At 39.6% G+C, this 26187-nt stretch carries 19 protein-coding genes and 1 pseudogene; 1 reads left to right on the top strand and 19 read right to left on the bottom strand.

The features are described from left to right. Window positions 1–14: 14 nt before the first annotated feature. Complete coding sequence (locus tag QM409_RS08745; protein ID WP_414305543.1) at window positions 15–6059, bottom strand: ZmpA/ZmpB/ZmpC family metallo-endopeptidase; 6045 nt, start codon at window positions 6057–6059, stop codon at window positions 15–17. Window positions 6060–6535: 476 nt separating this feature from the next. Here QM409_RS08745 and QM409_RS08740 point away from each other — a divergent pair, with 476 nt between their 5' ends. Beyond that, window positions 6536–7327, top strand: coding sequence for a DUF4037 domain-containing protein (locus QM409_RS08740; protein ID WP_261141606.1), 792 nt, complete (start codon window positions 6536–6538; stop codon window positions 7325–7327). A gap of 231 nt (window positions 7328–7558) precedes the next feature. Here the strand turns inward: QM409_RS08740 and ileS are convergent, their stop codons facing one another. The 18 genes and pseudogenes from ileS to QM409_RS08650 all read right to left on the bottom strand — a co-directional run bounded on the left by ileS (window position 7559) and on the right by QM409_RS08650 (window position 25784). Then, the gene (ileS, locus tag QM409_RS08735; RefSeq protein ID WP_414305544.1) at window positions 7559–10351 is read right to left on the bottom strand and encodes an isoleucine--tRNA ligase; all 2793 of its coding nucleotides are present in this window, start codon (window positions 10349–10351) and stop codon (window positions 7559–7561) included. 252 nt (window positions 10352–10603) lie between these two features. Next, on the bottom strand, window positions 10604–11479 hold the full coding sequence (locus QM409_RS08730; RefSeq protein WP_049502424.1) for a DivIVA domain-containing protein: 876 nt from the start codon (window positions 11477–11479) through the stop codon (window positions 10604–10606). Window positions 11480–11487: 8 nt separating this feature from the next. After that, complete coding sequence (locus tag QM409_RS08725) at window positions 11488–12273, bottom strand: RNA-binding protein (protein WP_414305545.1); 786 nt, start codon at window positions 12271–12273, stop codon at window positions 11488–11490. Next, the gene (locus tag QM409_RS08720) at window positions 12270–12533 is read right to left on the bottom strand and encodes a YggT family protein (RefSeq protein ID WP_261115946.1); all 264 of its coding nucleotides are present in this window, start codon (window positions 12531–12533) and stop codon (window positions 12270–12272) included. Before QM409_RS08720 ends, QM409_RS08725 begins: the two co-directional genes overlap by 4 nt. Next, complete coding sequence (locus tag QM409_RS08715) at window positions 12533–13066, bottom strand: cell division protein SepF (RefSeq protein WP_084926183.1); 534 nt, start codon at window positions 13064–13066, stop codon at window positions 12533–12535. The genes QM409_RS08720 and QM409_RS08715 overlap by 1 nt, the downstream gene beginning before the upstream one ends. A 9-nt stretch (window positions 13067–13075) precedes the next feature. Next, window positions 13076–13747 (bottom strand): YggS family pyridoxal phosphate-dependent enzyme, encoded by a 672-nt coding sequence (locus tag QM409_RS08710; RefSeq protein ID WP_084926185.1) that lies wholly within the window; start codon window positions 13745–13747, stop codon window positions 13076–13078. Window positions 13748–13751: 4 nt separating this feature from the next. Next, entirely contained in the window at window positions 13752–15005 is a 1254-nt protein-coding gene (gene ftsZ, locus QM409_RS08705; protein WP_414305546.1) for a cell division protein FtsZ, read from the bottom strand. A 17-nt stretch (window positions 15006–15022) separates the two neighbouring features. Continuing rightward, complete coding sequence (gene ftsA, locus QM409_RS08700; RefSeq protein WP_414305547.1) at window positions 15023–16402, bottom strand: cell division protein FtsA; 1380 nt, start codon at window positions 16400–16402, stop codon at window positions 15023–15025. A 214-nt stretch (window positions 16403–16616) separates the two neighbouring features. Next, window positions 16617–17321, bottom strand: a complete 705-nt coding sequence (locus QM409_RS08695; protein ID WP_084930425.1) for a TIGR02206 family membrane protein — start codon at window positions 17319–17321, stop codon at window positions 16617–16619. Window positions 17322–17411: 90 nt separating this feature from the next. Beyond that, window positions 17412–18023 (bottom strand): NUDIX hydrolase N-terminal domain-containing protein, encoded by a 612-nt coding sequence (locus QM409_RS08690; RefSeq protein WP_050222994.1) that lies wholly within the window; start codon window positions 18021–18023, stop codon window positions 17412–17414. Further along, complete coding sequence (locus tag QM409_RS08685) at window positions 18013–19383, bottom strand: UDP-N-acetylmuramoyl-tripeptide--D-alanyl-D-alanine ligase (protein WP_414305548.1); 1371 nt, start codon at window positions 19381–19383, stop codon at window positions 18013–18015. Before QM409_RS08685 ends, QM409_RS08690 begins: the two co-directional genes overlap by 11 nt. Before the next feature lie 83 nt (window positions 19384–19466). After that, window positions 19467–20510: a D-alanine--D-alanine ligase gene (locus QM409_RS08680; RefSeq protein ID WP_061864420.1), complete on the bottom strand. Its 1044-nt coding sequence runs from the start codon at window positions 20508–20510 to the stop codon at window positions 19467–19469. A 125-nt stretch (window positions 20511–20635) separates the two neighbouring features. After that, window positions 20636–21102, bottom strand: a pseudogene (locus QM409_RS08675) (hypothetical protein). Beyond that, window positions 21099–22682, bottom strand: a complete 1584-nt coding sequence (locus tag QM409_RS08670) for a polymorphic toxin type 44 domain-containing protein (protein WP_414305549.1) — start codon at window positions 22680–22682, stop codon at window positions 21099–21101. Before QM409_RS08670 ends, QM409_RS08675 begins: the two are co-directional and overlap by 4 nt. 195 nt (window positions 22683–22877) lie before the next feature. Next, window positions 22878–23510, bottom strand: a complete 633-nt coding sequence (locus QM409_RS08665) for a hypothetical protein (RefSeq protein ID WP_084920143.1) — start codon at window positions 23508–23510, stop codon at window positions 22878–22880. After that, window positions 23500–25158: an ATP-binding protein gene (locus tag QM409_RS08660; protein WP_414305550.1), complete on the bottom strand. Its 1659-nt coding sequence runs from the start codon at window positions 25156–25158 to the stop codon at window positions 23500–23502. Before QM409_RS08660 ends, QM409_RS08665 begins: the two co-directional genes overlap by 11 nt. After that, window positions 25149–25505: a hypothetical protein gene (locus tag QM409_RS08655; RefSeq protein WP_250315846.1), complete on the bottom strand. Its 357-nt coding sequence runs from the start codon at window positions 25503–25505 to the stop codon at window positions 25149–25151. The genes QM409_RS08660 and QM409_RS08655 overlap by 10 nt, the downstream gene beginning before the upstream one ends. Window positions 25506–25508: 3 nt before the next feature. Further along, window positions 25509–25784 (bottom strand): TIGR04197 family type VII secretion effector, encoded by a 276-nt coding sequence (locus QM409_RS08650; RefSeq protein ID WP_250315845.1) that lies wholly within the window; start codon window positions 25782–25784, stop codon window positions 25509–25511. Between the last annotated feature and the right edge of the window lie 403 nt (window positions 25785–26187).

The following is a 26187-nucleotide window of genomic DNA, read 5'->3' as shown; positions in this document are numbered from 1 at the left end:
ACTTCTATAATTCATTACTTTTTATTTGCAAAAATAGAGGTTCTAAAATCATTTGTTTGGTCAAGATAGGCCTTAAACACTGCTCTCTTAAGTTTATGAACGGCACTGTCAGTTTCTGGGTTATAAATAGTCCAACGAGGACCTGTAGCATCCTGTAAAACAGCTTGGTCCATGAGTTCTTGCAACTCTTTTACTCTTTGAATGGTTTTCGTGGCATTGCTCATCCATGATTGCGTCGGATCTTTAAAAGTAACTTTATTCAAATGATCAAACTGAGCAACACGTTCTTGATACATAGCTTTTTTAAAGGCTGCCCAAGATGAATACTGACCACCAAATAGCTTTTCTAAAACAAGCTTATCTGTCACTAATCCTTGCTTTTTACCGTAGAGGTTGATTGTCTGACCATTTTGTTTAGCAATTTCTTCATATTGGTTGGAAATATATGGGACCATACCTTCTTTAAATCCTTTAGCAGCTAAGAGTTCATAAGCTATCCGGCGCCCCATAAGATCCCCAGGAGTTCCTTTCTCACTGCTCAATGCTGAAAAGATTGGTGCAAAGAGTTTAATCGTAAAATAGCCATTTCTCTCATATGTGCCAGCTTGATACTCACGAGCCGAAAGAATATTATTGTCAATCAAACTCTCAAAGCTCGTCAATTTTTTAGCTTCTTCTTCAGTCAAATCTTTCACAACATTAGTAGCATAAACATCATTTCCGTCTGCTGGATCTTTCACATACTTGTTCTCAATTTTTCTGAGAGCTTCCATTTTCTGGGAAACATTCAGTTTCTTAACGATTGATTGCCCTTCAAGATATTCCAACAGATAGATGAGGTCAAACATGTTATGAACATATTTTTGGAGATCGGATGCATCTTTGAATCGTTCCGTCGGATCTAAGACTTGTAGACGGGATCCTTCTAAGCTATCTGATTTTGAATGTTTCAAAATTGAGTTAATGGTAATGGTCGCATCATTTGGATGATCTGGCGCTTGTAATAAGCCTTTAGCAAAGAACTCAGGACCAAGACCACTTCTTCTACCATAGCCACCAAGATAGATATCCTGATCTGAATCATGGGTCATCTCATGGGTATACGTAATAGCGCCATCCTTATCCAACATACGGTAAGACATATAATAGACACCATCTCCTGTTGCGTATGCACCGTGATGATTATGAACCACCTTGTTACCAACTGGTCCAAAGAAATGTTGCATTGCAGGATTTGAATTCTCAAAGTCTGCGATTGTTGAAGCCTTTCCTTCAGTATGATCATCACCAAATTTATAGGCATCATAAAGCAGGATCGTACGATAGAGTTTTTCACGTCCCTGATTATCTAAAATACGATACCAATAATCGTAGTGATCTCGCTGACGCTTGGCTGTTTCACGCGCATTATCTTCAACAAACTTATTGAGTTTATCTCCAGCCTTATAGTCACTGTTGCGGTAGCGATCGTAAGCGCCAAATCCTAGGCTAGACAAGGTTGAGATGACAAATACAGATCTTTCTGGCAAGGTAAGGAGAGGCAAGACCATATTGCGATATTTCCAAGTACTACTAGTAATTCGGTCATAAACACCGATAGAATACTTAGTCCCTGCTTGCTCTTGCTTGGCTTTGACCTCTGCAATAGTGGATTTTTCTTCGACAATGAAAGCTTTGGTCTGTTTTTTAAACCAGTCATTGTTGCTAGTGTTTGGTAAAAAGACTTTTCGGTAATTTTCTAGCGTGCTAAACAAATCTGTCGTTCCATGATGGCTGGCAAGACTGATACCATAAGTATCAACGTTGTTCTTAGCTAGAAGGTTGTTAAAGCCAGATTTACCTAACTCAATCAGAGTATCTAGTGGCGAAGCATTTCCTTTTCCAAAGAAATCAAGGTGATACAAGACCAAGTCTTTAATATTAACCTGACCATAGCTAAAGTTATACCAACGCTCTAAATAGCTCATACCAAGAAGCAAGGCCTCCTTGTTGCGCTTGATTTTATCTACGATGTAACCTGTCATTACTTGATTGTTTTCCACTAGACCAGCATCCGCTGACAAGAGTTTTCTCAGACTTTCTTCTAGATGTTCCTTCGTTTTAGTAAACTGTTCTTCTAAATAGAGCTCGGTTTGCTTCACTTTTGGTGAAATACCAAGTGTGTTTCTAATAGCGTCTGAATGATAATTTACCTTCTTCAATTCTGGTAAGACTTGCCGGATAATCGTTTCTTGATTATACAAGAATTGGTTTGGCGTATAGAGAAGCCCCGTATCTCCTAGACTATATTCTGCTAACTTAGCAAAATCAGTCTGGTACTTGAGCTGGAATGTTTCAGAGGAATGATCCTGGTAATGGAGCAAGAGTTTATTGGCACTGTTTTTATTGGTTACAATGTCCGTAATTACTTGGTCATCCTTCATCATGACTGCAGACAAGAGTGCTTTTTTATATAAAAGACTGTTCTCGTTAACTAGGTTTCCGTATTTGACGATGGTTGCCTTGTTGTAGAAAGGTAGCAATTTTTCAATATTTTTATAAGCCAAGGCACGCTGAGCTTGATAATTCTTCACCTTAGAAAAATCACTTTCTTTACTACCACTTGTTGAAAGGGGCTCCACTGTTGGAGGGGTGAGAGGATTGATTTCTGCTTTTTTATTCGTCACTTCAGAAGCATCTAGCATTGTTCCTCTTTCTTCAAAGGATTCTTTGCTGACGACTTCTTCCCTGACCAAGGTGACATTGTAGACTCTATTAGCTTTGTTGCTGAATGTATTAGCCACCTTCATTTCATTATAGTGGTAACCGGTAATAGCATTCCCGTTGGTTACATTGACATCACTTAGTACATTGGTCAATCTTCCTGCATGCTGTTCCTCATTCGTCTTTCGATCCCACAAATATCCAGCCACACCCGCAACTCTACCAAAGTGCTTGACATTGTTGATATCACCTTCAGCATAGCTATCCTGTATATACGCATCTTGGTCTACTAGACCTGCTAGCCCACCAACAGTCTGATCTGAACTATTCGTGTTGGAGGAAATGGCTACTGTCGCTTTTGACTTAGTCAGTGAAGCTCTGCCTCCTGTCAAATGACCGACCAGACCACCAATATTGTATGCCGCAGTCGTTTCGTAGGTATTAACAATTCTTCCCTTAAAGCTGCTCTCTGTGATGCTTGATTGGTCTGCCTTAGCCAACAAACCACCGATACCACGTTCCCCAGCCAGAACACCATCGACATGAACTTGCTTAATCTTTGTGTTATCCGTAGCTTCATTGGCCAGTGAACCGATATCATCTTTACCTGAAATAGAGACATTTTTTAGGCTCAACTTTTCTACTGTGGCCCCTCTCAAGCTTTCAAAAAGAGGCTTTTTCAAATTGTAAATAGCATACCGCTTACCATCTTTTTCACCAATCAACTGACCAGTAAAGGTGCCCCTGATGTAAGATCTGTCATCAGGTCCCAAATCCACTTCGTTAGCATTCAAGCTGGCCGCTAAATGATAGGTCCCAGAGAGATTCTTGTTGATAGCTTTAACCAGGTTGCTAAAGGAAGTAAAGGTTGTTGTTTCTTCTGTGGCCTTTTTTGCGAGATAGAAGGTGAAATTATCGACATATTTATTTTCTAGCTCTTGCTGGAGTTTCTCAGCTTTGGCTATGATTTTATAAACGGATTGTCCATTTTTTATTTCTGCAGTTATTGAAGCGACAGGTAGATAGACATCTTTGAATGACGACGATTTTACCTTAACAAAATAAGTGTCTATATTACTTGGAACACTGTCTAAAGAAACATGTTGTTTGTAAATACCATTGGTCTGACTATACAACTCCAGATCCGAAACATTTCTTAATTCAAGTGTTTTTTCTGGATCTTTTTCTTGTGGTTTTTCAGATGGAGTTTCCGGTTTTACTTGCTCAATATTGCCAGTATATTCTGGAAGAGGGGCAACTTGTTCGGGTTGAACTATTGCTCCCGATTGGGTGCCAGTATAAGATGGTTTCGATGGTGCCTGTTCTGGTTCGACTATTGCTCCAGATTGGATGCCAGTATATTCTGGTTTGTCGGCTGTCTCAGGGGCTACAATCGCTCCTGATTGCTCACCTTTATATTCTGGTAAGGAAGCATGGGGCTCTGGTTCGACGATGGTCCCAGCTTGAGTTCCCTTATACTCTGGTTGTGGAGCTACTTGTTCGGGTTCAACAATCGCTCCGGATTGGGTGCCTGTATAAGATGGTTTCGATGATACCTGTTCTGGTTCGACGATGGCTCCAGATTGGGTGCCTGTATATTCTGGTTTGTCGGCCGTCTCAGGGGCTACAACAGCTCCTGATTGCTCACCTTTATATTCTGGTTTGTCGGCTGTCTCAGGGGCTACAATCGCTCCCGATTGACTTCCTGTATACTCTGGTGTTGGTAGCACCTGTTCAGGATCTACGATGGCTCCAGACTGCTCGCCTGTATAGGCTGGTTTGTCAGTCGTTTCTGGTTCCACCAAAGCCCCTGACTGGACACCCCCAACCTCTGGATCAACTTTTTCCGGTTCGACGATAGCACCAGCTTGGGTTCCCTGATACTCAGGTGATGGAGCGACTTGCTCGGGTTCAACGACTGCTCCTGCTTGGGTGCCTGTATAGGCTAGTTTTTCAGCTGTCTCTGGGGCTACAACAGCTCCTGATTGCTCACCTTTATATTCTGGCAAAGAAGGCTGAGTCTCAGGTTCAACAATAGCTCCCGATTGACTTCCTGTATACTCTGGTGTTGGTGGCAACTGTTCAGGATCTACGATTGCTCCAGACTGCTCGCCTTTATATTCTGGCAAAGAAGGCTGAGTCTCAGGTTCGACAATAGCACCGGACTGAGTTCCTCTATATTCTGATTTTTCAGCTGTCTCTGGGGCTACAATAGCTCCCGATTGCTCACCTCTATATTCTGGCAAGGAAGCCTGAGACTCTGGCTCTCCTTTTCTTGCAGAGAATGGTGTTTCACTCGGAGCGACTGCCTTCTTTGTTCCCTTTTCTACTACACGTGGCAAGGCTTCTTCTACTTTAGTTGAGAGAACTTCTCGGGAAATTTCTTGGTTATCAACAGTGAAAATGCGAACAAGTTCAATCTTCTTCCCAGCACGACCTTCTTGTTTGACATGGATGGTTCCCTCTGCTAGTTCTGGATTTTCTTGAACCACTTCAGCAAAGTCTAGTTTGGTTACAATCTCTTGGTCTTTGTATAGGAGCTCTGGTTTGTTCACTCGACCAGTCAAGACTTCATCCTGAGGATCCACACTAGCAATACCAGACGGTTTTGGATTGGATGAATCTTGAGAAGGGATTGGCTTCTCAGCGGGGCTTGTTGGAGACTGAGCTTTCTGCTCATTTCCTGACTTTTGTCCATCATTCTTGGTCTGAAAATGAGGTTGAAGCATATCGTCTAGTTTCTGACCTCTAGCAACAGTTTCTTGCAGACTAGCATCCTTGTCTTGCTTAATATAGCCTAGGTAAGTATAACCCGATAGGGTGCGTGGCAAAGGCAGACTATCTCCTTGGGATAATTGATATTCTTGATTATATTGGAGCAAGAGTTGATTTTCAATAGCCTGAACTGAAGAAAGCAAGCCACTCCCCATTCCTGTTACCAAAACAACTTTCAACAGTGCTTTCTTTTTGCCTTTATTTCTCGAAATAGCAAAAATAAGGAGTCCAACCGAAGCGAGAGCTCCACCAGTGAGGACGGTAACCAGATTGTTGTGCTCACCGGTATTAGGCAACTGACCTAGTTGGGCTTTCTCATCCATACGGTAGACTAGATAGTAAGTGCTCTCACTATCTTCAGCCACTTTAGGAATATCCTTTACAATCAAGTCTTTTTCTTGCCCACTCAGCTCCGTATTCGTCACATATTTGTAGTGAACAGCTACATTTTCTTGAGCAAATACGCTTCCACTGCTAGCAATGGACACATAAAATAAGCTTGAGATAGATGCAGACACAAGACCAATCGCTAACTTTCGTAAGGAAAAACGATGTTGCTTCTCTCCAAAAAACTTTTTCATTCTATATCCTCTCTATTGTTTTATCCATTTCAAAATAGAAGAAGCATTTTGCTTCCTCGCTCAGATAAACTTACAAGAAACAAAAATACTTCTATATATATTTTGATATATTTAATCCACAACCATCATTATACTATAAATTCTCTAACTTGTCCCAAAATGATGCCAGCATTCTTCAATTCTTTTGAACAGCTAACTTATCAAAGTAACTTACACTTGGCTGGTCAAAGTGGAAATTAGTCTAAAACGAATTTTATGGTGGAATTAAGTGTAAGACGATTGAGTTAGAAATGAGCTCCACTATAACAAAACATATTGAATTAGCGGTGGAACTTAGTTTGTCAATTTAGCTGTTTGGCAGTGGGATTGCTTTAAACAAATATAAGCAAATATGTGAAAAGAAATTTCCATTTCACTCTTGCTAATCTCCTTGCTTTTTGTTAGAATAATGTCAAAAAATAAAGAAGGTTAACATTATGCCACAACATCTCTTTAAAGAATTGGCTCAACTAGAGCAAGTAGAAGCTCTAGTTCTAGGAGGTTCACGGGCCGGACAAGATTTTGACAAAGACTCTGATTATGATGTATATGTCTACCTCAGTGCTCCCCTCTCGCCAGACATCAGAGAAGAAATCCTCAGTAAATACTGCTCCTATATGGAAATCGGTAATCAATTTTGGGAATTGGAAGACGATTGTGTTCTCAATAATGGTATCGAAATCGAGCTGATTTACCGCTCTTTAGACGAATTTGACAAAGATTTACAAGTCGTAGTTTTAGAGCATCAAGCCCAGAATTCTTACACTACTTGTATGTGGTACAATCTTCTCAACAGTAAGATTATCTACGATCAAGATGGTCACTATGCTGCCCTCCAGAAAAAGTACAATCTTCCTTATCCAGCTGAGCTGAAAAAGAATATCATCAACAAGCAATTCCTGCTTCTCGACCAAGCTATGCCAGCTTTTTCAAGACAAATCAAAAAAGCCCTTAAACGCAAAGACTTACTCAGCATCAATCACCGCAGTAGCGAGTTTTTCGCTTCTTATTTCGATTTGCTCTTTGCCTTCAATGAGCAGCTCCATCCAGGAGAAAAACGCATGCTCCAGTACGCAAAAAACAATTGCTCTTATCTACCTCAACATTTTGAAGACGATATCCAAAACTATTTTCAAAATCTCTACCAGTCAGATAAGTATCAGAAAACAATCCTAACTTTAGAGCATCTCCTATTAAATCTTAAACACTTGATTAATGAATATATTTAAAATTACAATAAAAGCTCATGAAATCTGCTTTTCAGATGATTCATGGGCTTTTTGAATTTCCACAATATACAACGATGTAGATTTGATTGAAATCATAGCAGGACAAAAAGGTTTTAACATGATAAAAACGCATCATATCAGGTGTTCAAAAACGTGATACAATGCGTTTTATAGTCTATAAGATTAGTTGTCTTTTCTTCTCAAATTGAGTTTCCCCTAGATTTTTCAACCTTATTTCGCTTCAAATCCTTCTGCGACTGCGTCCGCAAAGTTTTCTTCTACGATACTTGCACAGTGGTCACAGATGACTGCGTGGTAGCTACGTTCTGCTGTCGTTGGGTCGATACGACGGCAACGGTCACATACTTCACCTGCAGCGCGTTCAACTGTGAAGGCAACATCTTCGAAGCTTACGGCAGCTTCTGGAGCTGGTCCTTCTGCGATGGTCAAGTCTGACACGATTAAAAGTTGAGCTACATTGCTGTTTACTGCTTCGAGTAGAGTTTTCACAACTTCGTTTGGATAAACTGTCAAGTGTGCTTCGAGTGATTTACCGATTACTTTGGCATTACGAGCTTCTTCCAAGGCTTTTTGAGCTTGTCCACGGAAATCCATGAAGGCAGCCCATGTATCCAAGATTTCTTCTTGGTTAGCAAATGTCTCTGCTTCTGGCAATTCTGACAATTGAACAAAATCTTCTGCTTCAAACTCAAGATATGACCAGATTTCTTCCGCAGTGTGAGGAAGGATTGGAGTCAAGAGTTTGGTGATTTTCACAAGAATGTCATAGAAAACAGTCTGCATCTGACGGCGTTCCAATGATTTAGCACCTTCGATGTAAACAACATCTTTAGCAAAATCAAGGTAAAAGGCTGACAAATCAACGTTGATAAAGTTCACCAAGGCCTTATAGATTGTCAAGAATTCAAAGTTTGCATAAGCATCACGAATCGTTTTCACAAGCTGGTTAAAGCGAATCGTCATGTACTTATCAACTGAACGAAGTTCATCGTAAGCGACTGCATCTTGAGCTGGGTTAAAGTCAGATGTATTGGCAATCAAGAAACGAAGAGTATTACGAATCTTACGGTAAGTTTCAGAGACTTGGCCCAAGATATCCATAGAGATACGTACGTCATTGCTTGAGTCTACACTTGTTACCCAAAGACGCAAGATTTCAGCACCAAATTGTTTTTCAACATCGCTTGGAGCAATGGTATTTCCAAGAGATTTAGACATCTTCTCACCTTTACCGTCAAGGGCAAAACCTTGTGACAAGATTTGTTTGTAAGGTGCTACGCCATGGTTAGCAACTGATGTGATGAGTGATGAGTTGAACCAACCACGGTATTGGTCAGAACCTTCTAGGTAAAGATCTGCTGGGTAAGTCAATTCAGGACGGTTTACTACCACTCCATTCCATGATGAACCTGAGTCAAACCAAACGTCCATGATATCTGTTTCTTTTTTGAACTCACCATTTGGTGAACCTGGATGAGTAAATCCTTCTGGTAAGAGGTCTTTGGCATCACGTTCCCACCAAATGCTTGAACCATGTTCCTCAAAAAGTTGAGCCACGTGTTCAATAGTTTCAGCAGTCATGATCGCTGTACCATCTTCAGCATAGAAGATAGGAAGCGGAATACCCCAAGCACGTTGACGAGAGATAACCCAGTCGCCACGGTCACGAATCATATTGTAAAGACGGACTTTACCCCATTCTGAGTGGAATTTCACTTTTTCAATTTCGTCCAAGATTTCTTGGCGGAATTTAGAAACTGAGGCAAACCATTGTGGTACTGCACGCCAGATAATTGGTTTCTTAGTACGCCAGTCAAATGGGTATGAGTGAGAGATTTCTTCTTGGGCAAGAAGGAGGTTACCAAGTTTTTCAATAACAGTTGGGACAACCTTATCATAGAATTGACCTTCAAACTCAGGACCAGCATTCTTCATCATGATACCACGTTCGTCAACAGTCACTGCGACTTCAAGACCATTAGCAATACCAACATTGTAGTCGTCCTCACCAAAACCAGGGGCTGTATGGACAATACCAGTACCAGAGTCAGTGGTAACGTGATCACCAAGGATAACCAACTCATCTACAGCTGTATCCCATGGGTGTTCTGTTACGATGTAGTTCAATTCTTGACCACGGTAAGTTGCCAAAACTTGAACATCACCCCAACCAAACTTCTCAGACAAGCTAGCCAACAATTCTGCAGCAACCACAAACTTGCGATCTTCACCAGCAGGTTGAACCAAAACATAATCAATATCTGCACCAACAGTCAAACCACGAGAAGCAGTGATTGTAAATGGAGTCGTTGTCCAGACAACAATGTAAGTATCTGTATCAAGAATACCTTTGCCATCTTTTATCTTGTTGGCATAGTAAAGGGAAGTTGAAACCAAATCATGGTATTCAATCTCTGCTTCAGCAAGGGCAGATTCAGATGACCAAGACCAGTAAACTGGCTTGGCACCACGGTAGATATAACCCTTATTAGCCATCTCACCGAAGACACGGATTTGGGCTGCTTCATAATCAGGAGTCAGGGTCACATATGGATTTTCCCAGTCGCCAGAAACACCCAAACGTTTGAAGTCTTCACGTTGTTTATCTACTTGTGAAAGAGCGTATTCACGGCAAAGTTTCAAGTACTCAACCAAGTCCATTTCTTTACGTTTGACACCTTGTTTTGCCAAAACTTGCTCGATTGGCAGACCATGTGTATCCCAACCTGGAATATAAGGAGCATAAAATCCTGACATAGACTTAGAACGAACAATGATATCTTTTGAAATCTTGTTCATAGCGTGTCCAACGTGAATATTTCCGTTCGCGTATGGAGGACCATCATGCAAGGTGAAATGAGGTTTTCCTTGGTTCAATTCTTGACGACGTTGGTAAAGTTTTGCATCTTCCCATTCCTTTTGCCAAACTGGCTCTTTGGTAGGAAGGCCTGCACGCATTGGGAAAGCTGTTTTCCCAAGGTTAAGGGTATCTTTGAGTTTCATGGTATCTCCTTTATAAATAATAACAAATTAAAAACCACGATTGCCAAAAAGGACGAAAATCGTGGTACCACCTTTATTCGGAAAAAGATTTAGTCTTTCTCCCTCTTATCCCGTAACGTGGGGAACGTCAAATCTTACTTCATTCAGACTTGAGTTTTTGAGAGGATAATCTTAGCATTAGGGAATGCAGGACTCACACCATCTCCTGCTCGCTGGAAATATAAGGATAAGATATTGTTCTCAGATTATTTCTTATAAAATTGTAACAGATTCTTGCGGTGCCGCAAAACCTGGTTCTGAGCTTACAGCTTCAGTAGCTGGTGTTGGTCCTGAATAATGGCTAGGAGCTACTTCTGGCTCTTCATACATTGGACCAACTGGATGAGCTGGACTTTCTTCAACAACCGGAGCTGGTGAAACCACTTGTTCCTGCTCAGCTCTTGCTTCGGCTTCTGCAAGTTCCTTATTAGCCGCTTCGATACGCGCTTGCAACTCAGCCATTTCCTCGGGAGAAAACTGGCGAGTAATATCAATTGGTTCTTCCTCTGGATGTTGTTGTAAGACAGAGTCACCTAAGACTTCGCTGACCACTTCTTTGAAGGCCTCATCACTTGTCTGAAGATAAGTCGCTGTTGGGCGAAGAATATCTTCCCAATCTGAAGATTCAACAATTGCTAACTGGCTCTCAATTGTAGATTTAAGACGTTGATGGAAGACACGACTCTTGTTCTTCAATTCTTCTGTTTCAACAGCAACCTTCTTAGCATTGTCAGTTGCTTGACGAAGAATTTCATTTGCCTTGTACTTAGCTTCTTCCAACAAACGTTGGGCATCTTGCTCTGCTTGTTGTATAATATTGTTTGAACGCTCCGTTGCAGCTTGTTTTACTCGCTCTGCTGTATCTTGTGCAATCAATACAGACTGGCTCAATGAATCTTTCATCTCATCAAAGTAAGACAAACGCTCTTCCAAACTCTTAATATGTAAATCCTTATCATGATTAGAGCGAACCAAATCTTCATAATCACGGACTACAATATCTAAAAATTCATCTACTTCTTCTTGATCAAACCCTCTAAAGCGTGTGCTAAAGGTTTTATCTTTGATTTCTAACGATGTAATTGGCATATTTTTCCTCACTTACTTAATAACAATTGGACCGTTAATTTCTTTTTATCTTTTTTTGTTTGCCCATTATCTCTAACGAGTTTCAATCGACCAAATTTCCTTACACTAATCAGATCACCAACTTGAACTGCATAATCTGATTTTTCAACTAAATGGTAATTAACTTGGACTGCCTGTTTTTCAATTAACTGACTTGCCTGATTTCTAGACAGCTTGAAGACACCTGCTAGAAAAACATCTAATCTTGAACTAGCGATACAGATATCTAATTCTTGATAATCTTCTACTGTAGCAATTTTCTCAGTAAAATGCCGTTCTTCTAGATGAACCGGTAAACGAGCAATTTTCGTAATACCATCTTGAAAAAGGAGCATAAACTGTCGATTAATGATAATCTGTGCCCTCTCTTCATTGACTAAGATATCACCAAATAGCTTCCTATCAATTCCCAGCTGATTTAAAACAGTCCCTAATATTTTTGCATGCGTTAAGCGTTCAAACTTATTAGGATAGACAATTTCTTGCAAGGATAGTTCAAAATCAGAAAATTCCGGCTCAAAATAATCAGGATACAGGAGTACCCGTACATATTCAGTTTCAAGAAACTGCCGACTGCTCATGTAGGAGATGCCGTTGGTTGATGCTAGCACCTTTAAAATCTTTTCTTGGTGGGGATTTACAAAGGGTGTTAAAAAAGGAGAATAAGAATCTTCTACCTTTTTTATCCATTCTACTCCCTTATCAATAAAAGACGAATCATTCTTAGAAAAGTGTTGATAAATCATCTTGTTCATAGAAAGATCACTAAAAGTCGAATCAACTGTTCCCCTAGGAAGTGAACTAGTAATACCGCAATCCAGACAGACAAGTCAAGACCTGCAATCTGGAGAGGTAAACGTTGCAAGGGAGCTACTATCGGTTTCACTAAACTAATAATCAAGCGTCCAAGACGTGATTCATAAGCATTTGGGAACCAAGACATCAGAGCAAAAATGATTAAAATCAGTGAATAGATATCCACTGCATTTTGAATAAAACGAATGAGAAAGAGCATTATCTCACTCTCGTACGTTTCATGTCAAAACCAAATTCACCATTTTGTGATTCATCTGGGATTTTAATATCTTCAATATTAACGACAACATCAACTGGTGTCAGCAGGTACATAGTAGATGCTACCTTTTTCATGTTACCAGCTAAAACGTGGCGTGCCCCGTCCAGATAATCCAAACAACGACGTGCTTGAACTTCTGTCATATATTGGAAATCAATCAAAATACTTTCATTACCAGCTAATAAATCAACAATATCTGTGGCATCTTCGTATTTACGTGGATAACGAACATCAATTGTCACCTTATCAGTAGAACGTTGACTTTGCATAGCCAACTCTTGTTGACGGGCATGAAGACGGGTGATGTTTTTATCTTTAGATGGCGCGCTACCAGCTTGTTGAGGCAACTCTTGAACAGAAGGGACTGGAGTCACAATAGGCTCTTCAGCTTTAGGCTGATAAGTAGTACCAACATCTTCTCCATCTTCTGTAAAATAATCTATAAATTTATCAAATCTATCTTTTAAAGACATATTTCTTTCCTATTTAAAAAATGCTGTACCAATTCTGACAAAGGTTGAGCCAAATTCAATCGCTTCCTTGTAGTCACGACTCATACCCATACTCAAGTCCATCATTGGCATATTGGGAATTTGTTTTTCTCTAATTTCTAGTTGCAAATCCTGCGTAGCTTTAAAAATTTCTTTCAACTCATCACTACTAGCTTCAAAAGGAGCCATTGTCATCAAGCCTACATATTCAATTTTATCTAAGGCGGCCAATTCTGGCAAGAGCTCCAATAGTTCTTCCTTTGAAAAACCATGTTTGCTCTCTTCCCTTGAGATATTTACTTGTAAGAAACACTTAACAACTCGGTTACTTCTTTTTTGAATTTCTTCTGCTAGCTTTAATGAATCCAAAGCGTGGAAATAATCAACATACTGAATGACATCTTTGACCTTGCGTCTTTGCAAAGTACCAATCAAATGCCAGGTAATATTCCGGTCTTTTAAAGCTTCATATTTCTCAAGAAATTTATCTACACGATTTTCACCAATATGATGCACACCTAGCGGAAGCAAAGCCTCCGCTGTCGGTACGTCTACATATTTTGTAACAGCAACAACCGAAACAGAATTAGCTTCTCTTCCTGACTGCTGACTTGCATCTTTTATTTGTTGAAAAACACGTTCTGTATTTTCTTTCAAATTCATTTACTTAACGATTTTTGAAAAATGGAGGAGTTTCTAATTCGTCCTCTTCTAAAGATGGTGCTTCGAAGCGTTCAACTGGTGATACAACTGAATCAGTCGGACGGACAATTGTCTCACGACGCAAGTCCCAATCACCAAATGCTGAAGTTTGAGAAGGTTCTGTGCGACGAGGTGCTGGACTTGGAATTTCTGCAGTTTCAGCCATGTCATAGTGACGATCGTGGTTACGTGCATGACTTGGGCTTACTTGCTCATGACGAACTGCTTGTTTTGGTGCATGTCCAACAACTTTTTCAACACGATCTTGACGAACACCAGTTGCAACAACTGTTACGCGAATTTCATCACGCATGCTTTCATCAATAGATGTTCCCAACCAGATGTTCACTCCTTGACCAGCTGCTTGATTGACGATTTCTGAAGCTTCTTCTGCTTCAATCAAAGTCAAATCAGGACCACCAGTAACGTTGACGATAACATCCTCAGCGCCGTCAATAGTTGTTTCAAGAAGTGGTGAGTAGATTGCCTTACGAGCTGCTTCTACTACACGTTCTTCACCACTACCGATACCGATACCCATTAGGGCGTTCCCTTTATCTGCCATAACTGTTTTCACATCGGCAAAGTCAAGGTTAATCAAACCAGGATTTGTAATCAAGTCCGTAATCCCTTGAACACCTTGGCGAAGTACGTTATCTGCTTCGCTAAGAGCTTCAAGAAGTGGAGTTTTCTTATCAACAATTTCAAGCAAGTTGTTGTTTGAAATAATCAATAGAGTATCTACATGCTCACGAAGTTGATTGATTCCTTCTACAGCATACTGACCACGTTTGCTTCCTTCGAAACCGAAAGGACGTGTCACAACACCAACTGTAAGAGCACCCAAATCTTTAGCAATGCGGGCAATAACAGGAGCTGCACCAGTACCAGAGCCACCTCCCATACCTGCAGTAATGAAGACCATGTCTGCTCCAGTAATAGCTTGAGTCAAGGCTTCTTCGCTTTCTTCAGCAGCTTTTTGACCAACTTCAGGTCGACCGCCAGCACCCAAACCACGAGTCAATTTAGGACCTAACTGAATTACAGTCTCAGCTTTTGTACTACTCAAAGCTTGTACATCTGTGTTTGCTGCGATAAATTCTACGCCTGCAACACCTTCGTCAACCATGCGGTTAATGGCGTTACCACCACCTCCACCAACACCGATTACTTTAATAACTGCACCTTGAGCTGCTGCTGTATCAAATGAAAATGTCATAGTTTATTTTTCCTCTTTTATTCATCAAACATGCTTCCGATTAAGCCACGGAAACGATCTGCGATTTTTGGTTTATTTTGAGAAGATACTTTATCTTCTTTCGGAGCAACTACGTTCGTAGAAGCTGATTCCTCTACCTCAGTATTTTGAACTGGTTGAATAGGGGTCGGTTGTGCTACCTGCGTAACACGTTGAATCATCCCACCGAAATTAATTGGTTGGTGACGCAAAGTATCTTCACCCTTGACTGCTCGTTGTGCTAACAAATGCACCTCAGTCAATTGACCAGCAAATTCAGACAAGCTAATCACATGAGCGAAGGCAGGGTTACGGATTCCAACTTGATTTGGAACGTAAAGTTTGACGCCAACGCCAAATACTTCCTGCGCAAGTTCTACAATACCTGGTAAAATAGCATTTCCACCAATCAGAACAATCCCGCCAGGAAGATCCAACAAATGTCTTCTTTCCAACTCTTGTTTGATTTGTTCAAAAATGTGCTTAATGCGGGCTGAAATAATCTCTGCTAGGTAGCTTTCTGTAACTTCTACAGGTTCCACTTCACCAATTACTTCAACTTGGAAGGTTTCATTGCTTGCAAGTGAAGGGTAGGCTTCACCATAGTTCAATTTCAATCCTTCAGCTAGTTTTTGTGAAGTCTTCAAGACCTTAGAGATATCTTTTGTGACATAATCTCCACCTTCTTGAAGAATATTTGTAAACTGGAGTTCCTGGTTACGGATTGTAGCAACAGTTGTTTGACCTGCTCCCATATCAATCACAGTAGCTCCAAATTCACGCTCTCCTTCGTTCAAGACTGAACGAACCAAAGCCAATGGTGAAATAATAATATTTTCAACCTGAACACCTGAGCGCTCAACTGTCTTGCGTAAATTGTGAAGAATAGTACGTGGACCTGTGTAAAGCAAACCACGCATTTCAAGACGAACACCCATCATGCCACGCGGGTCACGAATACCTTGGAAACCATCTACGATAAATTCTTCTGGAATAAAAGTAATGACTTCACGATCTGGTGTCATACTCTTTGTCAAAGCTGATTTGACAACATTTTCGACATCTTGATCTGTAATTTCTTTTGTATCAGATGTAACTGGAATCATTCCTTGAGTTGGTTCTACCTGCAAAAGATTTCCAGGCAAACCAACATTCACTGATTTGATTGAAATGCCAGCTTTCTCTTCTGCTTGGGAAATAGCTGACTTGATAGCTGCTGCTGCTGCTTCAATATCAACGATAATCCCATCCTTTACACCTTTACTCTTGGCATTACTTACACCAATTACATTAAGTTCACCATTTCTATGCTCGGCAACCAATACTTTAATCGAATTAGTTCCGATATCTAAGCCTGTAAAAAAACCATCTCTAGCCATTACATCGCATCCTCTCTCTTCCAAGTTTCAAACTTCTATTCAAAATAGCTAAAATAGGGCATAGCTATTCACAGAATATTATAACACAAAAAATCCAATCGTGCTTAGTTTTTCCTAAATTTACTTACCATTTTTTCACATTCGTTCCTTAGATTTTTTTATTTTCCAAACAAGCTATAAAAAATCAGATTTATGAAAAAAAGAAAGCTTAAAATCAAGCTTTCTTTGCAATCATTTTTTCTGCTTCTTGTTCTAAAAATTGTTCTAAGATTTTCTTAGTCAAAGTTATTGCAGCAGACAAGGCTATAGAAACAATCAAATAATTAGCTACTAAGCCATGATCTCCAACCAATGGCGGTTTTGTCAAGAATCCGTAATCTCCACCTGTTACTAAATTAACCACAAAAATCAAGGCATTTAGTGCAAAGGTCATGAGAAAAATTCCCTTCACATCCAGCAATCGCGCATTATACTGTCTCAATAGATAAACTAGAGAGTTCCCCAAGAGTGCTAAGTGGCCAAAGATAAAGGATAAAATCGCAATATGTGGGAAAGGATAGGCATCTGGAACTGGATAAACAAAGGCCGCTAATGTCCCAAATGTTCCTAGTAATGCAAAATACTGCCGATATTTGGACTGACCAGGAAGCAAAAGCACCACAAACATAGCCATACGACAATGGTAAAAAGGTAAGCTTTCTGACAGGGGCATATGATTGACCCAGTACCAACCATAAAGGAGAATCAGCTGAACGGCCTGCAAGATTTGGAAAAATCGTTGGCAAACCTTCTTTTCACGATAACGATAGGCTGTATAAAAGGTCAAAGCTAAAAGCGTAAATAGGCTAACATACCAAAAAAGGTCAAATTTAGGTGGTTCTGTTGCTTGGGTCGTAAAGAAAATATCCCATAAATTCATCTAGTCTTCCTCATGATTCAAAATTTTCCTGCATATTATTATACCATGCTATTTGTCAAAAATGAATTTAGAAATACGATAATCATCTTCTTAATCAAGATATTGCTCCCTCTGACCTTGATAAACCTGCCAAAGAATCTCTATTTGCTCCTTGGTAATGCGTTTTTCAGATAAGGCTGGCAGTTGGTCAATGGCAAAAAATTGAAGGTCAGCAATTTCTTGATTTTTTTGGAATTGTCCATCAAGAAGCTTACATTCAAAAACAAACTTTGCATATTGCTTGCTCTGTAGTTGGAAACGATTTGTATCAAAAACAGCTAGTAGTCTTTCTACTTTAGCTTCAAAACCGGTTTCTTCTTCAATTTCCTTGAGAATATTTTCTGTTGGAGAATAGCCGACTTCACCAAAGCCACCTGGCAAAGCCCAATCATTCTCTCCTTGTCCCCTAACCAGACAAATCTTTTCGTCCTCAACAATCCAAGCACGGACGTCCATTAACGGAGTCGCATAAGCAGAAGTTGGCTTCAAGACTTCTGCCACTTCTTCGGAATCAAGGTCTGATGCCTGATTCAACATTTCAGATAAAAGGCCTCGCAAGTCTTCGTAGCGCTCACGGTCGAAAGGATCTTTTGTAAAGGTTAATCCAGTATCTGTAAGGGCAATCATTCTTTGAAGATACTTGGCAAAATCACTAGCATTCATTTTCTAAACTTTCTACCAGCTTAGCTAGATTCATAGAGTTAGAGCCCTTGAGCAAGATTTGATCATTAGCTCCTAGACTTTCCTTGACCTGCTTAACTAGGTCTTCAAATTGGTCTTGGTTTTCTGTTTTCTTGAAGTAGTAAACGTGGCCAATTGGGAACATTTGACTGGCCAATTGGGCTAATTCAGCAATGTCTTCTCCATAGAAAATAACGGTATCCAGCACATCTGGAGAAAGGCTCAAAATCATCTGGTTATGAAGTTGAACAGACTGATCACCAAGTTCCTTCATATCCGCCAAGACAGCGATTTTTTTGCCACCTTCATTGGCTGGAATGGCAGAGAAAGTCTCTAAAATCAGCTTCATAGCAGTTGGATTGGCATTATAAACATCTGATAAGATATCTGCACCATTGGCTGCTTTCTTCCACTCAGTACGGTTACGCGTCAATTCAAGATTTTGGAAGGCCAAACGAATTTGCTCCTCTGAAACCCCTTCTTGTAGGGCAACATAAGACGCAATCATGGCATTAGTAGCATTGTACTTACCAGTCACTGGCAAATCAAGGGCTTGTTTTAAAAAATTAGCTTTAAAGGTCAGACTATCCTTACGTTCTACCATGTCAGTAATTTCCAACTCTGCCCCTTGCCCAAAACGAACTACCTTTTTATCAGTTGGTAAGTAGTCCTCTACAATCGGATCTGCTGGTGCCAAGAGCAAGGAATTCGAAGACATCCCGTCTGCAATTTGCATTTTTCCTTTAGCAATCTCAGAACGGTCTTTGAAAAAGGCCAAATGTGCTTCTCCAACCAAGGTCACGATGGCTGTTTTTGGACGAGCCAATTCTGACAAGAGATGAATATCTCCCAAGTGATCCTGTCCCATCTCCAAGACCAACTTTTCTGTTCCTTCAGGCATATGGAGAACTGTGTAAGGAAGGCCAATCTCGTTATTGTAGTTGCCTTGAGTTTTGTAGGTTTTGTAGGTTGTTGATAGCAAGTGAGCTAACATATCCTTGGTCGTTGTTTTACCATTTGAACCTGTAACAGCAAAAACATCAACTGCTGTTTTTTCAAGATAGTAGGATGCTAGTGATTGAAAGGCAGTCAAGACATCATCTACTAGAATGTAGGTATGATTTGCGACCTCTTTCTCAGACAGGGTTGCAGCAGCCCCATTTTCAAAGGCTGTTTGGATAAAGTCATGACCGTCACGCGCACCTTTGAGGGGCACAAATAAATCCCCTGCCGCAATCAAACGACTATCAAACTCAACTTTTTCTAACTGGGTGTCCTCAAAGAGGCTGATATCATTTTTAGCTCCTACAACTTGAGCCACTTCATGGATTGTTAATTTCATTTCTACTCCTTTAAAAAGGGGCGAAGCTCTAGAACTCTAGTCACCTTGCAGTGATTGTTCTGGCTTCTACCCTCTCTTTCATTTTATAGCAAATGCGCTTCGCGCTTGTCAAAACTTTCTTTAGCAAGATCAACCAATCGCTCGATTAAGTCTGGATAGCTGATTCCCATATTGTCCCAAAGTAATGGGTACATAGACCACTGGGTAAAACCTGGCATAGTATTGAGCTCATTTAGGAAGATTTCTCCCTTATCTGTATAGAAGAAATCACAACGAGATAGACCCAGGCCACCAATGGCACGGAAGGCAGTTTCTGCATTCTGACGCATGACAGCTACCACATCATCACTGATTTTAGCTGGGATATCCATGGTAATCTTGTTGTCAATATACTTGGCATCGTAGTCATAAAAGGCAACATCCTTGACTACTTCTCCTGGTAGCGTACTCTTGACATCGTAGTTGCCCAGTAGACCAACCTCGATTTCACGAGCATTCACCCCTTGTTCAACCAAGACACGGCTGTCATATTGGAAGGCAAGTTTCAAGGCTTGACGGAGTTCTTCTTGATTTTCAGACTTAGAAATACCGACACTAGACCCCATGTTTGATGGTTTTGTGAAGACTGGATAAGTCAATTTTTCTTCAACTTCGGCAATTTTAGCAGTCACATCATCACCTTCGACAATGGCCACATAAGGAACTTGGGCAATCCCGACAGATTCTAAGACACGCTTAGTGGTGATTTTATCCATGGCAAGGCTTGATGACAAGATGTTGCAACCAACGTAAGGCATTTTCAAAACTTCGAGAAAGCCTTGAACAGAGCCATCTTCTCCCATCGGACCATGAAGAACTGGAAAGACCACTGCCCCTTCTTCGTAGATAGCACTTGGAGCCACTTTCTTATCCCAATCAATGGTTTCATTGGTCATAAGACGATCCTCTTGACCTGGAGTCTGGTTAAATTCTTGCGTTTTAATAAAGTCACCTGACTGGCTGATGAAGAAAGTCTTGACTGTAAAACGGTCGTAGTTGACCGCACGCATCACACTTTCAGCTGAAAGGACAGAGACTTCACGCTCTGCACTACGTCCACCGTATAAAAGAATAATCGTTTGTTTCATATTATTTGTTCCAATTCTAATAGAATAGTCATTCTTTAGTATATCATATTTACTTCTTTTTTAAAACTTGTATCTAAAAAAGCCCTCATTTGAGAGCTGAAATTTTACCTATCCACCACTTGAGCTTAAAAGTGTGCCGGTTTGTCATCTACATTGGTGATGGTTATTGTGTAGGACTTGTTATTGGTTACATTAAAAACTTTTTCCCCTTTGTAACTGACAACAATTCCATCCTGGACTAAATGGATATCTTTTTGATTATTGGGCAACTCTTCATCAGCATCTTCTGAATGATGGCTTCGAACAAGTTTTGCCCTTCAACATCATAAAAAATATCGCTATGCATCTCAAACCAAACTCCTGAACCTGATAATTTAAGCTTATTAGTATCATTTTTTTTCAAGATTAATTCTGAGTAGTATTCTACATCATGTGTCCGAGAATTTACTGTAAAGTTAGCCGACTCTCCTGGTTGCAGAGTATACTTACCAAGATTTTGTGCCCATAGATTAAAGAAAAAAATAGCCGCCAAAACTACAACAAGTGTTAAACTACAACCTAAATTCCAATTCGATTTTTTCTTCATGCTCATTTGTAAATCTCCTTATAGTCGTTAATTCCGTCTTGAATCATCTTAGCATCTCCTGGATTATCTCCATAATTTCCATTGATAGCATTGTTTATATACTTGATAGCATCTTTATCAGACAGTCCTTGAGCTACTCCGGCTCCTATTTTCAAGTACTCATCACTAGATTCTAAATAACCTTTACCAACATAGCCAAAAAGATAATTTCCAAGGTAGTCAGACTCCATTCCTTCTTCCCATTGTCGACCCCAAATTGAAAAAGGGTAATCTTCTCTATAAACTCGATTTTTTAGGTCTAGGGGTTTATTAGAATTAACTAAATCTATAAATGTTCCATTATCTCCAATCTTATTCCCTATAGCAATCGAATTATCAATTCTTCCATTATCACCAGAGCTTTTCCATATACTTCTGCCTCTTTGAATTAATTCACCCTTTTTTACATCCTCTAAATTTTTAACATCTAATACATCTCTTCCCATATTTTGCGTCACTACTTTTATATTAATTTTTGATGTTAACGATTTGTAAAATTCTTTTTCTATATCATTCATCCTATTCTGGATTATTTGATTATTTTTCCCCCAGTCTTCTCCCATCTTTTTTCTCTTCTTCCAAAACTCCTCAAACGCTTCTCTGTTATTATAAAACAAATAATCTTCATAAGCTTTGACGATTAAGTCTACTTTTTCCATAGAAGTTTTGTTGCTCTTTTTTATTGTTTCAACTTTTTCCTTCAGTTTCTCTGGATTAGCTCTATTGGTAGCCTCCGCTTTCAATTTTTCTGTTACAACTTGAGGAAATTGTATTTGGGGATGGTGATGTACATAAGATTCTAAAATTTGGAACTCTTTATCGCTAAGTTCTTTTCCATTTTCCAACTTATCTAAGATTTTCTGGTATTCTTTATGCAAATCCTTAGCTTTCTTAGAAGAATCATATTTTGCACTCTCAATCTTCACATCCTTCATCTTCTGTACCCAGCTCATGTCCACACCGCCCGCATAGTAGTTACCATCGCTATCAACAATGATTTTACTTAGTTGCATGGCTCCTTTGATGGCTAAGCCAAGGACTTCTAGACTATCGTTGAAATACTGGGAAACCTGTGAGACAAAAAATTCTAGTTTTTCAATCTTATCATCTAAATCCTGAATACCTGACTCGATTTGAGACTTGGTATTGTAGAGGATGGTCTTCTCAGAGAAGGCTTTCCCCCAATTGAGACTAAAGAGGTCTGTGATTTGATTTAGCCAGTTCTCCCTCACTTGAATCTGAGCTTCTACGATAGCTAACTGCTCTTCTCTCAGCTTTTTCAGTTCCTTGAGCTGGTCTAGGTCCAAATCACCATATCCAGAGACCTGAGCATCCGCATGTTTGTAGGATGTCAACTCTAGTTGGATATCGTCTACCGCTTCTTGTAACTTCTTGATACAGGGGATGATAATGTCTGTAAAGAGACCTTTACCAGCTGTGTAGGCTGCTCCTGACAGTTCACCTGAGTCTAAAGAGGAAATCAGGTAGTCACATCCACTAGATAAGCGGTCCGTGACTTCGTTTGCGACTTGGAGGTTGTTCGTCATGGCCTGAATCAATTCTTGGGATTCTTGTGCGCTGGTTTGTCGTCTACTTTTTGTCGTCTACTTGGTGATGGTGATTGTGTAGGACTTGTTATTGGTTACATAAAAAAACTTTCTCCCCTTAGTAGTTGACAACAATTCCATTCTTTACCAAATGAATACCTTTTTGATTGTTTGGAAGTTCTCTATCATCATGCTCTATCCATTCTGCAAAATTTCGTTCTCTTTCCTTTTTCTATGCTGACCCGACCACCTGATACACTGCAACAATACTATCATACGAAGAACCAAATAGACCAATCGAAAGATTTTCATCTTTCCAAGAGCTGATAAGAAGTTTTTCCTTGCATTCCCCACTTCTTGAACTAACTGCTCAACCGTCTTACCTGTTTCCTCTTTAATAGCAACTGCATTCTTTGAAATCAAATAATAATTTTGTTCTAAACTGCTGATATAGGCTTTGGAAATTGGCTCGTCTAAGAAAAAATATACTCTATCAGCATACTCATCTTCAGACAGCGTATAGTATACTTCAGCTTCACTCCCCCATTTTTTAGGAAAACTAGTTATTCTAATATTTCCATAATCTAAATGCATAATTCCAACTAAAACGTCATTAGTCCATTCTTCCGCATAATGGTATAATTTCATTTTCTTATCTACCATTGGCCAAACTATAACATACCGACTATGCATGAATTCCTTAGTTAATGCAGAGTTACTTGCCAAACTGGTCGCACCAATCTCATATACTGACCAAATAAGAACCATGAGCATTAAGACAGCTTGAGTTGGTTTGTTTTTATAATAGTTTTTCATTTTATTTAACATTTTGCTCTCCGATAGAAGGATTGGGTTTATCTAAATCTTTTTGGAAATGTTGGATAGCATTCATAAATTTTTCGAAAGTTGATGATTGTTCACTAGAATGAGAAGAGACATATAATTTATAAGTTTCTTCTAATTTCTTCATTCCTTTCGTGTAATCCCCTTCTCCAATATTTTGAACAAATTCATAAGCTCTATAGCCAGATGTTCTCTCAACACTATCATAGTATGAGTTTGTAACATCAACTACACTATCTCCGTTCTTCATTTTGTGGTAAATATTAACAGCATCTAAATCTGAACGATAATCATCATTGCCAAGACTAGGAGAAATTCCCATAGCACCAGCTACATCACCTTGCCAACCCGCTAAATCATCCTCATTTTCTATTCCATGATTATCTGTAAAATGTGCAGAAATGGTGGCAGCCATATGAGAATAATCTATTGTTCCTCCAAATTGAAACAACAATTCCCTTACTCTTGCTTTCTGCTTCTCGTCTAATTTATTATAATTTCCTTGACCATATGCTTTCTCAGAAGCTAAATTCAGTTTACCTTTTATCTCATCATTTGTATCTCCCTCTTCAATCTTTTCCAATCTCGCAAAATTATGCTGATTCTGGATAGCTTTCTGAATCATATCAATTTCACAATCTTTTAATCCATATTTTTTCAGTATGTATTTCAGTTTATCGTTTATGCCAACTATTATACCATTCACCCCGTTTGGACTATATAATCCAGCGACAATTTGCCAAGCACCATAAGATTTATCACCATAAGAGTATGAAGCAACTATCTTAAAGAATTCTACATTTGCTTTTTTAGTCCCATATTTCTTTTCCATACTAGCATATAATTTTAGTAATATTTCTGATTCAGTTTGACTAAACCCATATTGCTGTTGGAGTGTCTGAATAGATTTTTGTTTTTTACTTATTGGTATGGATGTCTCAATTTTTTGATTTTCAATCTTCACATCCTTCATTTTCTGTACCCAGCTCATGTCCAGACCGTCCGCATAGTAGTTGCCATCGCTATCGGCAATGACTTTACTTAGTTGCGTAGCTCCTTGAATCGCTAAGCTAAGGACTTCTAAACTATCACTGAAATACTGGGAAACCTGTGAGATAAAAAATTCTAGTTTTTCAATCTTGTCATCCAAATCTTGAATACCTGACTCGATTTGAGACTTGGTATTGTAGAGGATGGTCTTCTCAGAGAAGGCTTTCCCCCAATTGAGACTAAAGAGGTCCGTGATTTGATTTAGCCAGTTCTCCCTCACTTGAATCTGAGCTTCTACGATAGCTAACTGCTCTTCCCTCAATTTTTTTAGTTCCTTGAGCTGATCTAGGTCCAAATCACCATATCCAGAGACCTGAGCATCCACATTCTTGTAGGAAGTCAACTCTAGTTGGATATCGTCTACCGCTTCTTGTAACTTCTTGATGCTGGGGATGATAATGTCTGTAAAGACACCTTTGCCAGCTGTGTAGGCTGCTCCTGACAGCTCACCTGAGTCTAAAGAGGAAATCAGGTGGTCACATCCACTAGATAAGCGGTCCGTGACTTCATTTGCGACTTGGAGGTTGTTGGTCATGGCCTGAATCAATTCTTGGGATTCTTGTGCGCTGTATTTTACTCCCATGGTAGCCGATTCCTTTCCGCTATCAGTTCTTCTCTGGCTTCATCGAAAGACCGACGAGCCTTCTTCGTTTGTTTTTCCAAGGCATCCAGTTCCTCCTCTACATAAGAGTTGACCTGTCGCTGAATGGTTCTATTATCACTTTCGATTTGCTCTATCACTTGACGAGAACTGGGTGAGAGAGACAATAGATTTACCATGCGATGGTGAATGCTCTGAATATCCGAGTAAAAGTTTGTCAACTGCTGTTCATATTGCTTTTTAGTTGCTCGGAGTCTGTCTTCCTTATCGTCAATCTTGACAATCTCTCGCCAAAGTTTGTAGCGCTTTTCTTCATTTCTATCTGCCATTCCTTAGTAACTCCATCTCTTGGCTTGCTCTATATCACGTTTTTCAATCCTATGAGCAATTTCTGGAAACTTATTTGCTTGGGTCAAAATAGCTGAACTAAAATCACTAACTGCCTGAAGCATTTGATTGCAGGCCAGACGTCCCGCTTCCATCCCAGCAATTTCAGAAGTATATGAAAATTCTACCTGCTGATTTTGCTTGTCGCTCGTGTCATACCCAACCAACTCATTAATAGCCGCCTCTGCTGCTATCGTACTAGATTTTATCTTTCCACCCATACCTCAAACTCCCCTTATTAATTATATATTGACCATATCATAACACAAAAATAGTACGATTTCAAAATAAATTATAACGAACTAAAGGGCAATCTTATCCTTAAAAAAACTTTACCCTTCAGTAAAATATATTAATAGAGATGCTACTAGGAATTTTGAAAATCCGTTTTCTGATGTCTTATATTTTGTGTTTACTGGGAAGTATTCTTATTATCAAGATTTGTCCTTCTCTCATTAGAAATCGAAAAAGACAAGAACCTGAGACAAAATAGTTCACAGCCACAAAAAAGCTAGAGATTTCCAATAGCGGAACTCTAGCTTTTTAATTTTGAGTCGTTCTCTTATTGTATTTGAGGAGTTTATTGGCCATAAGTATCAATCCCATGTCAATTCTCACTTGACG

Origin of the sequence: Streptococcus mitis (assembly GCF_047465045.1) — a bacterium.
Classification (GTDB): domain Bacteria; phylum Bacillota; class Bacilli; order Lactobacillales; family Streptococcaceae; genus Streptococcus; species Streptococcus mitis_DT.
This window is presented reverse-complemented; position numbering and strand designations above follow the sequence as displayed.

Coding starts and splice junctions, on each gene's coding strand:
- ftsA (WP_414305547.1), bottom strand. CDS start 16,402: ATGGCTAGAGATGGTTTTTTTACAGGCTTAGATATCGGAACTAATTCG.
- QM409_RS08660 (WP_414305550.1), bottom strand. CDS start 25,158: ATGGGAGTAAAATACAGCGCACAAGAATCCCAAGAATTGATTCAGGCC.
- QM409_RS08685 (WP_414305548.1), bottom strand. CDS start 19,383: ATGAAATTAACAATCCATGAAGTGGCTCAAGTTGTAGGAGCTAAAAAT.
- QM409_RS08710 (WP_084926185.1), bottom strand. CDS start 13,747: ATGAATTTGAAAGAAAATACAGAACGTGTTTTTCAACAAATAAAAGAT.
- QM409_RS08665 (WP_084920143.1), bottom strand. CDS start 23,510: ATGTTAAATAAAATGAAAAACTATTATAAAAACAAACCAACTCAAGCT.
- QM409_RS08740 (WP_261141606.1), top strand. CDS start 6,536: ATGCCACAACATCTCTTTAAAGAATTGGCTCAACTAGAGCAAGTAGAA.
- QM409_RS08745 (WP_414305543.1), bottom strand. CDS start 6,059: ATGAAAAAGTTTTTTGGAGAGAAGCAACATCGTTTTTCCTTACGAAAG.
- QM409_RS08690 (WP_050222994.1), bottom strand. CDS start 18,023: ATGAATGCTAGTGATTTTGCCAAGTATCTTCAAAGAATGATTGCCCTT.
- QM409_RS08720 (WP_261115946.1), bottom strand. CDS start 12,533: ATGCTCTTTCTCATTCGTTTTATTCAAAATGCAGTGGATATCTATTCA.
- ileS (WP_414305544.1), bottom strand. CDS start 10,351: ATGAAACTCAAAGATACCCTTAACCTTGGGAAAACAGCTTTCCCAATG.
- QM409_RS08650 (WP_250315845.1), bottom strand. CDS start 25,784: ATGGGTGGAAAGATAAAATCTAGTACGATAGCAGCAGAGGCGGCTATT.
- ftsZ (WP_414305546.1), bottom strand. CDS start 15,005: ATGACATTTTCATTTGATACAGCAGCAGCTCAAGGTGCAGTTATTAAA.
- QM409_RS08725 (WP_414305545.1), bottom strand. CDS start 12,273: ATGAACAAGATGATTTATCAACACTTTTCTAAGAATGATTCGTCTTTT.
- QM409_RS08680 (WP_061864420.1), bottom strand. CDS start 20,510: ATGAAACAAACGATTATTCTTTTATACGGTGGACGTAGTGCAGAGCGT.
- QM409_RS08655 (WP_250315846.1), bottom strand. CDS start 25,505: ATGGCAGATAGAAATGAAGAAAAGCGCTACAAACTTTGGCGAGAGATT.
- QM409_RS08730 (WP_049502424.1), bottom strand. CDS start 11,479: ATGCCAATTACATCGTTAGAAATCAAAGATAAAACCTTTAGCACACGC.
- QM409_RS08670 (WP_414305549.1), bottom strand. CDS start 22,682: ATGACGAACAACCTCCAAGTCGCAAACGAAGTCACGGACCGCTTATCT.
- QM409_RS08695 (WP_084930425.1), bottom strand. CDS start 17,321: ATGAATTTATGGGATATTTTCTTTACGACCCAAGCAACAGAACCACCT.
- QM409_RS08715 (WP_084926183.1), bottom strand. CDS start 13,066: ATGTCTTTAAAAGATAGATTTGATAAATTTATAGATTATTTTACAGAA.